This window comes from Corynebacterium lemuris, from assembly GCF_024919295.1.
In the GTDB taxonomy this organism is placed as follows: Bacteria; Actinomycetota; Actinomycetes; order Mycobacteriales; family Mycobacteriaceae; genus Corynebacterium; species Corynebacterium lemuris.
This window is the reverse complement of the sequence record NZ_JANWTC010000002.1, coordinates 17740-30827: the sequence shown is the minus strand read 5'-3', so window position 1 is coordinate 30827 and position 13088 is coordinate 17740. Positions and strand designations below refer to the sequence as shown.

General features: G+C 66.8%; 11 protein-coding genes. 5 read left to right on the top strand and 6 right to left on the bottom strand.

The features are described from left to right. Window positions 1-135: 135 nt before the first annotated feature. Window positions 136-924, bottom strand: coding sequence for a lytic transglycosylase domain-containing protein (locus NYP18_RS03510; RefSeq protein ID WP_259426796.1), 789 nt, complete (start codon window positions 922-924; stop codon window positions 136-138). Window positions 925-1072: 148 nt separating this feature from the next. On the opposite strand from NYP18_RS03510, the gene NYP18_RS03505 reads away from it, so the two are divergent. After that, on the top strand, window positions 1073-1477 hold the full coding sequence (locus tag NYP18_RS03505; RefSeq protein ID WP_259426795.1) for a hypothetical protein: 405 nt from the start codon (window positions 1073-1075) through the stop codon (window positions 1475-1477). Window positions 1478-1497: 20 nt separating this feature from the next. Here NYP18_RS03505 and NYP18_RS03500 read toward each other — a convergent pair whose 3' ends face one another. After that, window positions 1498-2127, bottom strand: a complete 630-nt coding sequence (locus tag NYP18_RS03500; RefSeq protein ID WP_259426794.1) for a MazG nucleotide pyrophosphohydrolase domain-containing protein — start codon at window positions 2125-2127, stop codon at window positions 1498-1500. A 45-nt stretch (window positions 2128-2172) separates the two neighbouring features. Here NYP18_RS03500 and NYP18_RS03495 point away from each other — a divergent pair, with 45 nt between their 5' ends. Then, complete coding sequence (locus NYP18_RS03495; protein WP_259426793.1) at window positions 2173-3645, top strand: amino acid permease; 1473 nt, start codon at window positions 2173-2175, stop codon at window positions 3643-3645. Window positions 3646-3778: 133 nt separating this feature from the next. Beyond that, complete coding sequence (gene nadA, locus NYP18_RS03490) at window positions 3779-4777, top strand: quinolinate synthase NadA (protein WP_500784491.1); 999 nt, start codon at window positions 3779-3781, stop codon at window positions 4775-4777. 111 nt (window positions 4778-4888) lie between these two features. Here nadA and NYP18_RS03485 read toward each other — a convergent pair whose 3' ends face one another. Beyond that, window positions 4889-5602 (bottom strand): ABC transporter ATP-binding protein, encoded by a 714-nt coding sequence (locus NYP18_RS03485; protein ID WP_259426792.1) that lies wholly within the window; start codon window positions 5600-5602, stop codon window positions 4889-4891. Beyond that, window positions 5603-6682 carry an ABC transporter permease gene (locus tag NYP18_RS03480; RefSeq protein WP_259426791.1) on the bottom strand — a complete coding sequence of 360 codons (1080 nt, stop codon included), beginning with the start codon at window positions 6680-6682 and terminating at the stop codon, window positions 5603-5605. It abuts the gene before it with no gap. A gap of 151 nt (window positions 6683-6833) precedes the next feature. Here NYP18_RS03480 and NYP18_RS03475 point away from each other — a divergent pair, with 151 nt between their 5' ends. After that, window positions 6834-8117 (top strand): sensor histidine kinase, encoded by a 1284-nt coding sequence (locus NYP18_RS03475; RefSeq protein WP_439648046.1) that lies wholly within the window; start codon window positions 6834-6836, stop codon window positions 8115-8117. Then, a complete protein-coding gene (locus NYP18_RS03470) occupies window positions 8117-8722 on the top strand; it encodes a response regulator (protein WP_259426790.1) in 606 nt (201 codons plus the stop codon). The genes NYP18_RS03475 and NYP18_RS03470 overlap by 1 nt, the downstream gene beginning before the upstream one ends. A gap of 43 nt (window positions 8723-8765) precedes the next feature. Here the strand turns inward: NYP18_RS03470 and mfd are convergent, their stop codons facing one another. Both mfd and NYP18_RS03460 read right to left on the bottom strand, forming a co-directional pair. After that, window positions 8766-12422 carry a transcription-repair coupling factor gene (gene mfd, locus NYP18_RS03465; RefSeq protein ID WP_259427117.1) on the bottom strand — a complete coding sequence of 1219 codons (3657 nt, stop codon included), beginning with the start codon at window positions 12420-12422 and terminating at the stop codon, window positions 8766-8768. Window positions 12423-12443: 21 nt separating this feature from the next. Further along, window positions 12444-13082: a TetR/AcrR family transcriptional regulator gene (locus tag NYP18_RS03460; protein WP_259426789.1), complete on the bottom strand. Its 639-nt coding sequence runs from the start codon at window positions 13080-13082 to the stop codon at window positions 12444-12446. Between the last annotated feature and the right edge of the window lie 6 nt (window positions 13083-13088).

Genomic DNA, 13088 nt, shown 5'->3' with positions numbered 1-13088 from the left:
GTGCATACGTCAGCAGTTGCGCGCGGCATGCCCACGCGCCCCCGTTGATTGTTCCAGAAAACCCACCGGGAGGGGCCACCAACCCGTGTGTTCCGGGGCTGAAATCGCCTACCCGGGCCACCCCCTGCCCCAGTTCTAGCGGGCCGGCTGGTTCAGGGCGTAGGAGGCGGCGGCGTCCCGGACGTTGATGAGGTACTCCTGCGAACGGTTGTAGGAGTAGATGGCCTCGCTCCAGCCCTCCGGCGTGGACAGGTCCCGGCCGCCGGCGCACAGCAGATTGGCGGCGCCGAGGGCGGCGTCGTCGATCTGGTGCGGGTCGGCCACACCGTCACCGTTGGCGTCGCGGCCGTAGCGCCTCCAGGATTCGGGGATGAACTGCATGGGGCCCACGGCGCGGTCGAATTCAGTGTCACCGTCGAGCATGCCGCCGTCGGTGTCGCGGATCTCGGCCACCCCGGGGCCGCCGTCGAGGGGGATGCCGATGATGGGCGGTTCCGCGAAACCGAGTTCATTGATGGCGCTGCGGTCGAAGTAGCTGCCGGAGTAGGTGCCGTGGCGGGTCTCCACCCAGCCGATGCCGGCCAGGGTGTTCCATTTCAGCTGGCAGCCCGGCCAGGCCTCACCCGCGATGAGCTCGGCGTTGCCGTAGGCGCGCAGGGCGGGGGCGGGGATGTCTGTGGTCCCGGCCAGCGGCTGCGCCCAGAAATCCAGTTTGTCGCTGGTGCGGCCGGGGGCGTGGATGTCGATGACCGGAACCTCGGCACCGGCCGCGGGCGGAACGTCGGGCGGAACCGGCTGGAGCTGCCGGGCCGGGCCGGAGATGTCCAGGAAGGACAGCAGCCAGGCGATGAGGGATATGACCATGATGATCGCCAGAACCACTCCCAGGCCACAGCCCATCACCCGTCTGACACCACCACTCATGGAGGACGATCCTACGGCATCCGGGAAGCAGGACCCGCGGCGGGACCGTCACCCCCGCACTTCACCCTAAATTGCCACTTTCGTCACAACCGCCCCACAGGAAACCTATAATGCCGGGGACAACTGTCCACACCTGAAAGGTGCCCGCATGCTCCGCCGTACCCTCGCCACCGTCGCCGCAACCGCCATCGCCGTCGTGGGTCTCGCCCCGGCCGCCTCCGCCCAGCTCGGTGACCTCAACGCCATCGTCAGCCAGGGCATCGCCAACACCCCCTGCGGCCAGGCTGACCCCCTCCTCAAGACTGTCTTCACCATTGACGGCAACACCACCCGTTCCGACCTGGTGAAGCAGGTCCGCGACGAAGCGAAGCCCTTCACCGTGACCGATCCGGCCACCTACCTGGTCAGCGCCCAGTTCGCGGAGCAGATCGGTGACAAGGCCGTCGCGTGCGGCACGGTCAAGAAGGACCCGGAGCTCTTCCCGGGCAGCTCCATCCCGGACATCGACAACATCCAGGACCTCCTGCAGGGCCTGTCCGCCACACTGAACTAACGGCTGTCGCCTGACCCAGCTCACAGGCCCGGGGGAAGCTCCTTCTCCCGGGCCTTTCCCTGTGCCCACAACCGTTCCTGCTCCTCCATCCGCACCACCCGGCGGGTCCCGTCGAAGAGGTAGGGCGAACGCGAGCGCAGCTTGTCCACGAAACTCTGCGCCACATCGCCGAAGTCGAAGGCACCCCGGCGGGCGGCGATCTCGGCGTGGAAGAGCACCTGCAGCAGCACGTCACCGAGTTCCCGCTTGAGGGCCTGCTCATCCCCGTCCTGCTCCCAGGCCACCACCTCGGCGGCGAACTCCTGCGCCTCCTCGGCGAGGTATGGCAGGAGGGAACGGTGGGTCTGGGCTGACTCCCATTCCCCCACCGAGCAGGCCCGCTCCATCACCCGCACCGCCGTGTGCACGGGGTCCCGGCGCGATTCCGCGACGATGACGGGCTCGCCGGCCCGGACGCGGGCGCGCACCCGCGGGTTGGCGTCATTGGTGCTCACCAGCACCCCGGGGCCCTGCGCGGGGATGAAATCCCCGAGGCTCCAGCGGACGCGGACTGGCACCTCCTCGGTGAACTCCACGGGGCCGCCGAGCCGGCCGTGCGCCTCGAGGGGGATGAGGGTGGGCCAGCGGTCGTCGAGAAGCAGGACAGTCATGCGACCCATCCTAAATCCTCCGCACCCCGGCGCTAGAGTGAACCTGTGACGACGAAGCGCACGCATACCGTGACCATGTGGAGCCTGGTGGCCCTGATCGTCGGCTCCACCGTCGGTTCCGGCATCTTCTCGCTCCCCCAGAACGTCGCCTCGGCCGCTGGCCCGGGTGCGACGCTGATCGGCTGGGTGGTCTCGGGAGTGGGCATGCTCGCCATCGCCTTCGTCTTCCAGACCCTCGCGGTGCGCAGACCCCACCTCGATTCCGGTGTGTACTCCTATGTCCGGGCGGGGCTGGGTGATTACATCGGTTTTACCTCAGGCTGGGGATACTGGTTGGGTTCGGTGATCGCCCAGGTGGGTTACGCCACCCTCTTCTTCAACACCCTCGGCCACTACGTGCCGGGGCTGGGCCCGGAGCATCCGGTGCCGACGATGCTGGCGGTCTCCGCCATGACCTGGCTCGTCTTCGCCGTGCTCTCCCGGGGTGTGAAGCAGGCGGCGTTCATGAATGCGGTGACCACGGTGGCGAAACTCCTGCCCATCGGCGCGTTCATCGTGCTGGTCGCCTTCCTCGGCTTCAGCTGGGAACGTTTCACCCTGGACTTCTGGTCCACCGGTGGTTCCACCGCCTCCGTCTTCGACCAGGTGCAGGGCATCATGCTGTTCACCGTGTGGGTCTTCATCGGGGTGGAGGGTGCATCGGTGTACTCCAAGCAGGCCCGGACCCGGCGGGACGTCGGACGGGCCACCATCATCGGCTTCCTCACCGTCCTCGCCCTCCTGGTCAGCGTGTCCACCCTGTCCTACGGCGTGCTCACCCAGGAGGAGCTGGCCGCGCTGCCCGACAACTCGATGGCCTCCGTCCTTGAGGTGGTCGTCGGCCCCTGGGGTGCGGCGCTGATCTCCCTGGGTCTGTGTCTGTCCGTACTCGGGGCCTACGTCTCCTGGCAGATGCTGTGCGCGGAGCCCATTGCGCTGATGGCCTTCGACGGTCTTCTGCCGCGGCGTCTCGGCGCGGTCAACACCGCCGGGGCCCCGTGGGCCGCCCAGCTCACCTCCACGGTGGTCATCCAGCTCACGGTAATCGTCTTCTTCCTCAATGAGACGGCCTACGTCTCCATGGTGCAGCTGGCCACCGTCCTCTATCTCGTGCCCTATATATTCTCCGCCCTGTATCTGGTGCTCCTCGCCGCCCGCGGGCGCGGCATCGTCCACCCGCACGCCGGGGAGCGTTTCGACGACAGCGGTCCCGACGTACCCGCCCGGGACAACCGCCGGCACCTGCTCATCGGCATTGTGGCCCTCGTCTACGCCGGCTGGCTCTTCTACGCTGCTGACCTGACCTACCTGCTCTTCGGTGCCCTGGCGGTCCTCCCGGGGCTGATCCCCTATGTGCTGACCCGGATGCAGGCCAACGAACGGGTGTTCAACCGTTTCGAGTGGGTTGTGGTCACCGTCATTGTCGCGGCCGCGGTCGCCGCCGTGTGGGGGTTGGCGCAGGGTGCACTGACCCTCTGAGATTCCCCGGGTGGAGATATATTTCCTCCGGCGAGTGGTTGTCTGTGATAATTGTCCCGTCTCACCCGGCTAACAGGAGAAACCAACCGTGGTCAACAAACTGTCACCGCTCGCATCACCGCTACTCGACAAGATTGTCGACGGTCCCGAAGGCTGGACCGGTCTCGAGGCGGATGAGGAATGGGCTGCCGAGGTCCGGCGTCTCGCCGCCGAACGCAACGCCGTCATCCTCGCCCACAACTACGAGATCCCGGAGATCCAGGACATCGCCCACTTCACGGGTGATTCCCTCGGTCTGTCGCGTATCGCCGCGACCACCGACGCCGACGTCATCGTCTTCTGTGGCGTCCACTTCATGGCCGAGTCCGCGAAGATCCTCTCTCCTGAGAAGACCGTCCTCATCCCCGATGAGCGCGCCGGCTGCTCCCTGGCTGATTCCATCACCGCCGAGCAGCTGCAGGAGTGGAAGGACGAGCACCCTGAGGCGCTGGTCGTCTCCTACGTCAACACCACCGCCGAGGTGAAGGCGCTGACCGACGTGTGCTGCACCTCCTCCAACGCGGTGGACATCGTCAACTCCCTGCCGGCGGACAAGGAGATCCTCTTCAACCCGGACCAGTTCCTCGGTGCGCACGTCAAGCGCGAGTCCGGTCGGGAGAACATCCGCATCTGGGCCGGCGAGTGCCACGTCCACGCCGGCATCTCCGGCCGCGACCTCGTCGAGATCACCGAGGCGAACCCGGATGCGGACCTCTACATCCACCCGGAGTGCGGCTGCGCGAACTCCGCCATCTACCTCGCCGGCGAGGGGCTCGTCGACGCCGACCGCGTCCACCTGCTCTCCACCGGCCAGATGATCGACGAGGCCAAGAACCAGGGCACCGGCACCGTGCTCGTGGCCACCGAGGTGGGTATGCTCCACCAGCTGCGCCAGACCGCCCCCGAGATCGACTTCCAGCCGGTCAATGAACGCGCTTCCTGCAGCTACATGAAGATGATCACCCCGGCGGCCCTGCTGCGTGCCCTCGCGCTGGGCACCGATGAGGTGGATGTCCCGGCGGAGACCGCCGACGCCGCCCGTCAGTCGCTGGAGCGCATGATCGCCGTCGGACAGTCCGGACTCGGCGAATAAGCCTGCCCCCAAATGATGAAACCGGTTCCCCGTGAGGGAACCGGTTTTTTCCGTTGTTCGCCCGGCACGGGCACGTGCTCGGGAGGGAGGTCCCCGGCAGGTGGAGGTCGCTTAACACCCGGCTCCGGGCAGTATACGGCCGTCGGAGATCTCGACGACATGATCCATCGCCGGCAGCAGACTGCGACTGTGGGTCACCATAACTGTGGCGGAACCGAGGTCCAGTGTCAGGGAGCGCAGCAGGTCCACGATCTCGTGGGAGAGCTGATGGTCCAACGCAGAGGTTGGTTCATCGGCGAGCAGGAGTTCAGGCTCCCCCATCAGCGCCCGGGCGATGTTGACACGCTGGCGTTGGCCCCCGGAGAGCTGGTGCATCCGGCGATTGCCGAATCCACCCAGTCCCACGCGGTCGAGAAGATCATCAGCATGCTGACTACGACGGCGCAGCTGCTTACCGCGCACGCCCCGGATGTGGTCAGTCAACAGGAGCTGATCGCGGGCACTGAGTGAGGCGACGAGGTTGGGTTGCTGGAAGATGAAACCGATGTGCTCGCGGCGGATACGGGCCCGTTCGGTCTCATCGCGGCCGTCCACGCGCTCACCGGCAACGGTCACCGTGCCGGAGTCGGGGGAGACCAGCGCTGCCGCGACGGAGAGCAGGGTGGACTTGCCGGAACCGGACTCGCCGATGATGGCGGTCATCTCACCGGTGCGGGCGGTCATGGACACCCCGCCCAGGGCGGTTACGGTTCCGGTGCCGTCCGGGTAGACCACCCGGGCGTCGACGATCTCCAGTTGGGTCTTGAGGGCGGTGGCGAGGGACATTTATGCGTTACCTCCGAGTGCGATCAGGGGGTCAACCCGGGAAACCCTGCGGGTGGCGAAGAAGGCGCCGAGGATTCCCAGCAGCCAGATGCCGACGGCGGGGCCGGCCACGTTGGCCACGTTCAATTCGAATGGGACGGCCTGTCCGGCCGCGGTGCCCAGGCCCCAGCCGAGGAGGGCCCCGGAGAGGGTGCCGATCACCAGGATGACGGCGGACTGGCCGAGGGCGTCGCGCAGCAGATAGCGCCCGGAGGCGCCGAGGGCGCGCAGGATGGACAGGTCGCGGGTGCGCTGGATGGTCCAGACGGTGAGGAAGGAGACGGTGACCAGCGCGGAGATTACGTAGAGGAAGCCCTGCATGGCCACCAGTGAGCCCTGTTCCGAGCTGTAGGCGGGCAGACCGGCAAACGCTCCCCTGGTGCTCACGGCCGCGGTACCGGTGGTGGCTGCCGCAGCGTCCCAGGCATCCTTGTCCAGCGAGCCGTCGACCATCAGCACCGTGCCGATGACACCGTTGCCGACATGCGCCACCTCCGTCCAGGTGCCAGTGTCCGCCCACACCACGGGGCTGTGGGAGTAGAACTCATCGGTGGTGATCCCGGTGACTGCCACATCCCGGCCGCCCAGGGTGACGGTCTCACCGACGGTGATGCCCTGCGCCTCCGCAATCGACCCGGACAGGACGACGCCCTCGCCGATCTGCTCACCGCCGGGCACCTGCGTGCCGGTGGGTAGACCGAGCACCGCGACTGATGATGTCCCGGTGGCCTCCAGGCGGGTCTGGGTGGCACCGAGGGGCACGACCGTGTCAATTCCGCTCATGGTCTGCCACTGCTCAACCAGTTCGCTGTTGACCTGGCTGTCGGTGAAGGAGATTTCCACTTCCCCTGCGCCCGGGTTGGTGGCGGCGAATACGTAGCGGCCGGGGTCCAGTTCTTCCAGGGCGGAGGTGTTCTGCTGGCCTAGTCCACCGGTCAGGCCGGTGAGCATGACCAGCAGGAGAGTGATGAGTCCCACCACCATGCCAATGAGAGTGAACCGCCCTCTGGCGTGGACGAGGTCACGGAGACCGAGAAACATGTACGGTGCCTTCCCTGGTTGAAAGATCGGTTGCCTGCTGGTTCCCATTGTCTTCACCCAGGTCAGCACATACATCGGGCATCTCGTTGAACCCCGGGTCATCCATCCGGTTGATTGGGTTCACCCCGGTGCTGGACTAGCCTGAGGTGCTGTGAGCACCGCAGACCCGGCCACCACCGCAGCTTCAGGCGCCGATTCCACCCGCCCCCTGGTGCAGCTGCTGTTGCTGCTGCGGGTGGCCCTGCATATGATGTTCGCGTTTCTGCTGGCCTTCGGACTGCTGCGCTACCTCGCCGACGACTGGGTCCGCGTGAACACCACCCCGGTGCTGCCGCTGGCCTGCACCCTGGCGGTGGTCTATCTGCTGGGCACCCTCTGGGAGGGCCGGTTTGCCCGGGGGCACACCCCGCTCAACCCGTTGTCGAGTGCACCATGGTGGTTGGTGGCGGTGACGGTGTTGTGGATCGGACTGGTCTTCTACAGCCCGGATTTCGTCTGGCTGCTCTTTCCGCTGGTATTCCTCTTTCTTCACCTGCTGTCGCGGGGCATGGGACTGATGGCGGTGGTGGTGCTGTGGGCGGTCGCGGCCTTCGGCCCCGCCCTCCTGCATCCGGAGGGGTGGGGGATCTCCGCGGTTATCGGCCCGTTGATCGGAGCGGTTTTCGCCGTGGCCGCCTACTACACCTACCGCGCCCTGCACTCGGAGGCCCGCCACCATCAGCAGGTGGCCGAGCAGCTGCGCACCACCCGCGAGGAACTGGCCTTGAGTGAACACCAGGCGGGTCGGCTGGAGGAGCGCGAGCGGTTGTCCCGGGAGATCCATGACACCGTGGCCCAGGGGTTATCCTCGATTCTGCTGGTTTCCCGGGCCGCCGCCAACAGCCTGCGTCAGGGTGATGCGGCAGTCACCTTCCAGCAGCTGGAGACGATCGAAGGGGCGGCGGGCGATAATCTCGCGGAGGCACGTCGCTTCGTCCGCGATCTCGCCGCCCCTTCCCTGGCTGCTGATCTGCCGACCGCTCTGCGGGAGGTCATCCGCAGGGTCGAGGATCGGCAGCAGGCTCTGGGCAAGGCCCCGCTGATCTCGCTGCAGTTGGCCGGCGACGTGCACCGGGAACTGCCGGAAACAGTCGCCACCGCAGTAGTACGGGCGTGCCAGGAAGCGCTCACGAACGTGGTCAAACACGCTGCCGCGGACACCGTGGTGGTCACCCTGGCGGTATGGGACCTGGAACTGACCCTGGATGTCTTCGACGACGGCGCCGGATTCGATCCGGCTACCGTGGGAACCAACAGCTATGGTCTGCAGGGCCTGTCCCGGCGCCTGGCTGCGCTCAGCGGTCATCTCACGATCGAATCCGAACCGGGGGAAGGCACCGTGCTGGCGATACAGATTCCGTTGACATCTGCCCGCTCATCCCAGAAGGAGATCTGATGATCCGCGTGATGCTCATCGATGACCACCCGGTGGTCCGCGCCGGACTGCGCACGATCCTGGACAGCTTCACTGACATCACCGTGGTGGCCGAGGGGGCTACCGGACAGGCTGCGTTGACACCGGCCGAGGAGGTTGACGTGGTGGTGATGGACATCCAGATGCCCGCCATGGACGGGATCACCGCCGCACGAAAACTCAGGGAGGCCGGTGGCCCACCGGTGCTGATCCTGACCACCTATGACACGGAGGCTGATATCGTGGCGGCCATCGAGGCAGGCGCTCTGGGCTATCTGCTCAAGGATGCACCCGAGCAGATGCTCCATGACGCAGTGATCGCCACCGCCGAGGGTCGTCGCACGCTTTCCCCGGAGGTGGCCGCAGCACTCATGGAGCGGGTGGACAAACCGCAGCAGGCGCTCTCGGCGCGGGAGATCGAGATTGTCCAGGCACTCTCCACCGGGGCATCGAACAGGGAATTAGCCAGATCGCTGTTCATTTCCGAGGCAACGGTAAAGACCCACCTGGTACACATCTATCAGAAGCTCGGCGTGGAAAACCGGACAGCAGCAATCACCGTCGCCCGAGAACGGCGCCTGATCTGAAGCTACCACCGGTGGTGACCGTACTGGGAGAGAAAACCCACCCCTATTCGCTGATGCTGAACACCCGCTTTTTCTTCGCCTTCCCCGGATCCGGCTTCGCACCGCCGGTCACATCGGTCTCCTCAGCCTCGAACATGGCGGTGAGGAAGTCCGCCATCCACTGCAGCAGCTCCACATCGCGCAGGTTGGGCTGGCCTGCACCGCGGCTGGCCTTGGGGAAGGGCAGCTGGATGGCCTTGGCGGCGGCCCGGTAGTTCGAACCCGGGAAGAGCCGCTTGAGGCGTACCTGCTTCGAGTCCGGCAGGTCGACGGGGCCGACCTTGATGCGGGTGCCCTGGACGATGATGTCGGAGATTCCGGCGTTACGGGCCTGGTGGCGCAGGCGTGCCACGGCCAGCAGCATGGACACCGGCTCCGGGACGGGGCCGAAACGGTCCTCCATCTCCTCGACCGCCAGGCGCAGGTCCACCTCCGTCGCGGAGGCCGCGAGCTTGCGGTAGACCTCCAGGCGCAGGCGCTCGGAGTTGATGTAGGCCTCGGGGATGTGGGCGTCGACGGGCAGGTCGATGCGGATCTCCTTCGGTCCCTGGTCGGTGGCGTCGATGACCTCACCCCGGGCCAGCGCCTTATAGGCCTCCACGGCCTCGCCGACGAGGCGGACGTAGAGGTCGAAGCCGACGCCGGCGATGTGTCCGGACTGCTGTGCACCGAGGACGTTGCCGGCGCCACGCATCTCCAGGTCCTTCATGGCCACGGCCATGCCGGCACCGAGGTCGTTGTGCTGGGCGATGGTGGCCAGCCGGTCATAGGAGGTCTCGGTGAGGGTGGCGCCCTTCGGGTAGAGGAAGTAGGCGTAACCGCGTTCCCGGGACCGGCCCACGCGCCCGCGCAGCTGGTGCAGCTGGGACAGGCCCATGTGGTGGGCGTTCTCCACGATGAGGGTGTTGGCGTTGGCGATGTCCAGGCCGGTCTCCACGATGGTGGTGCACACCAGCACATCAAATTCCCGGTCCCAGAATCCCTGGACGGTCTTCTCCAGCAGTTCCTCGCCCATCTGGCCGTGGGCGATGACGATGCGCGCCTCCGGTACAAGGTCGCGCAGCTCGCGGGCCTTCTTCTCGATGTCAGCGACCTTGTTGTGGATGAAGAAGACCTGGCCGTCGCGGAGCAGCTCGCGGCGGATGGCCGCGGCGATCTGCTTGTCCTCCTGTGCGCCCACATATGTGAGCACGGGGTGGCGGTCCTCTGGCGGGGTGAGGATGGTGGTCATCTCACGGATGCCGGCCATCGACATCTCCAGGGTGCGCGGGATCGGGGTGGCCGACATGGTGAGCACATCGACGTTGGTGCGCAGGGCCTTGATGTGTTCCTTGTGCTCGACGCCGAAGCGCTGCTCCTCGTCCACGATGATCAGCCCGAGGTTCTTCCAGTGCACACCGGTCTGCAGGATCCGGTGGGTGCCGATGACGATGTCCACGCTGCCGTCGGACAGCCCCGCGATGATCTCCTTCGACTCCGCCGTGGAGGTGAAACGGGACAGGCCACGGATGGTCACCGGGAAGCCGGTCATGCGCTCCTCGAAGGTGGAGTGGTGCTGCTGGGCGAGCAGTGTGGTGGGCACGAGCACCGCGACCTGTTTGCCGTCCTGCACGGCCTTGAAGGCGGCACGCACCGCCACCTCGGTCTTGCCGTAGCCGACATCACCGACGATGACCCGGTCCATGGGGACATGCGACTCCATGTCTTCCTTCACCGCGTCGATGGCCAGCATCTGGTCCTCGGTCTCGATGAAGGGGAAGTTGTCCTCCATCTCCTTCTGCCAGGGGTTGTCCGGCGCAAAGGCATGGCCCGGCGCGGCCTGCCGCTTGGCGTAGAGTTCGACGAGTTCGCCCGCGATCTCCCGGACTGCGGCACGCGCCTTCTTCTTGGTGTTCTTCCAGTCGGAGCCGCCCATCTTCGACAGGGTGGGTGATTCCCCGCCGGAGTACTTGCTCAGCAGGTCGAGCGAGTCCATCGGCACCCACAGCTGGTCTGCGGGCTGCCCGCGTTTCGCCGCCGCGTACTCGAGGACGATGTACTCGCGTCTCGACGTCTCATCGCCCGCGTGGATCGTCCGCTCCGCCATCTTGAGGAAGCGGCCGATGCCGTGGGTCTCGTGCACGACGAAGTCACCGGTCTTCAGCGCCAGCGGATCCACGCGGTTGCGCTTGCGTGCGGGGCGCCGCTTGGCGCCGGCGATGTCGCCGACGCGGTTGCCGGTCAGGTCGGTCTCGGTGATCACGACCAGGGGCAGCGCGGCCCCGTCACGGTGTTTGCGCACCTTCGGGAAGACCACGCCGGCGTGGCTGAGTGCCTGGTAGAGGGTGACCTCACCGGGTGAGGGTTCCCAACCCGGGGTGGCCACCTTCGCCGGGATGCCGGCCTCCGCGAAACGGTCCACCATGCGTTTGATCGCGCCGTGGGCGGGGGCGATGAAGGCGGCGCGGCCGCCGTCGGTGGTGTGTGCGAGCAGCAGCGACATCATCGCGGCGATCTGGGTGGCGTCGCCACGCGGGGTGGGGCCGGGTTCGAAGTCCAGGGGCAGGGTCTCCGCGTCATCCGCCTCGAACATGCCAGTCGGCGAGAAAGTCCACCAGGGCAGGGCGTTCTGCTCCGCGGTGACCTGCAGGGATTCATAGGACCGGTAGGAGGATGACTCGAGATCCAGGCCTTCGGCGGCAATGGGGCCCGAGGCGCCCATGGCGGCGGCCTCCCAGCCGGCGGCGAGGAACTCCGCGTCGGTGGCCTCCAGGTCGGCGATGCGGGTGCGGATCTTCTCCGGGCCCACCAGCACGATGTGGGTCTGCTCCGGCATCAGCTCCGGCAGGGTGACCATGCGCGTATCGACGAGCGCCGGGATCAGCGCCTCCATCCCGTCCGCCGGAATGCGGTCGGAGATCTTCGTCAGCAGCTCCACCAGAGCGGCGTTACCGGGATGCTTCAGCGCCAGTTCCGCGGCCCGCTCCGCGATCTTTTCGGTGATGGGCAGCTCGCGGGCCGGGTAGATCTCCACCGACCCGACTTCGACGTCCGGGTCCGTACGCTGGTCGGCGACGGCGAACTGGCGGATGTCGGAGACCTCATCCCCCCAGAACTCCACGCGCACCGGATGGTCGGCGGTGGTGGGGAAGATATCGAGGATGCCGCCGCGGGTGGCGAACTCCCCGCGCCGGGCCACCATGTCCACGTGGCTGTAGGCGCGGAATACCAGCTCCTCCGTCAGCTGCGTGAAGTCGTGCTCCACGCCCTCCCTGAGCACGACCGGTTCGCGGCCTTCGACGGTCGACAGCAGGGGCTGGCAGAAACCGCGGGCGGCGGTGACCACGACGGAGACCTCTCCCCTGCCGATGAGGTCGAGCACGCGTGCGCGCTGTCCGATGGTGTCCACGCCGGGGCTCAACCGTTCATGCGGCAGGGTTTCCCAGGACGGGAACCAGACGACCTTCTCCCCCAGCATGGCGCGCAGCTCGGCGGTGAGGTCCTCCGCCTCGCGGCCGGTGGCGGTGACCAGCAGCACCGGCGCGTGGTGCGCCAGGGTCCCCACGACCCAGGGCCGGACCTGGTCGATACCGGTCAGGTGCAGCCGGCGCTGGCCGACATTGGCGACCATGCCCTTGAGTTTAGGATCCGTCGCCGCGACCTTGAGCAGGCCAGCCAGCATCGCCGGAGTCTTCTGCACCATCTACTTCTCCCCTGCCTGCCGCAGCTGTTCCTGGACCCCATCCGACAACGTCGGTGCGGATTTCATTCCCGCCAGCCCGTTCCAGCACAGGTTGACGATGTGCGCCGCCACGACCTCCTTGGCGGGTTCGCGTTCATCCAGCCACCACTGGGCGGTCATGGAGACCATGCCCACCAGCGCCTGGCCGTAGAGGACCGCCACCTCCGGGTCCAGCCCCTGCCTGGTGAAGGAATCCCCCAGGATGTGCGAGACCTGCCCCACCGCGGTGTTCAGCAGCGTGGCATAGGACTGGTCCTGGCCCGGCACCAGATCCCGCACCAGGATGAGGAAACCGTCCGTTTCCTCCTCCACGTACGTCAGCAGGGCGATGACGGCCTGCTCGATGCGCACCCGGGAGCGGCCGTACGACAGTGCCTCGGTGATGATCTTCTCCAGGCTGATCATCTCCCGGTCCACCACCACGGCGTAGAGGCCTTCCTTGCCGCCGAAGTGTTCGTAGACGACCGGTTTGGATACCCCGGCGCGGGCTGCGATCTCCTCCACACTCGAGCCCTCGAAACCCCGCTCGGCGAACACCTCGCGGCCGATCGAAATGAGCTGCTCCCGGCGTTCCTTGCCCGTCATCCGCTGTCGAACCATGTCTCA

What these genes read in the sequence shown, in the direction of transcription:
- NYP18_RS03470 (WP_259426790.1), top strand. Translation starts at nt 8,117, where the DNA reads ATGATCCGCGTGATGCTCATCGATGACCACCCGGTGGTCCGCGCCGGA.
- NYP18_RS03505 (WP_259426795.1), top strand. Translation starts at nt 1,073, where the DNA reads ATGCTCCGCCGTACCCTCGCCACCGTCGCCGCAACCGCCATCGCCGTC.
- NYP18_RS03500 (WP_259426794.1), bottom strand. Translation starts at nt 2,127, where the DNA reads ATGACTGTCCTGCTTCTCGACGACCGCTGGCCCACCCTCATCCCCCTC.
- mfd (WP_259427117.1), bottom strand. Translation starts at nt 12,422, where the DNA reads ATGCTGGCTGGCCTGCTCAAGGTCGCGGCGACGGATCCTAAACTCAAG.
- NYP18_RS03510 (WP_259426796.1), bottom strand. Translation starts at nt 924, where the DNA reads ATGAGTGGTGGTGTCAGACGGGTGATGGGCTGTGGCCTGGGAGTGGTT.
- NYP18_RS03460 (WP_259426789.1), bottom strand. Translation starts at nt 13,082, where the DNA reads ATGGTTCGACAGCGGATGACGGGCAAGGAACGCCGGGAGCAGCTCATT.
- NYP18_RS03485 (WP_259426792.1), bottom strand. Translation starts at nt 5,602, where the DNA reads ATGTCCCTCGCCACCGCCCTCAAGACCCAACTGGAGATCGTCGACGCC.
- NYP18_RS03480 (WP_259426791.1), bottom strand. Translation starts at nt 6,682, where the DNA reads ATGTTTCTCGGTCTCCGTGACCTCGTCCACGCCAGAGGGCGGTTCACT.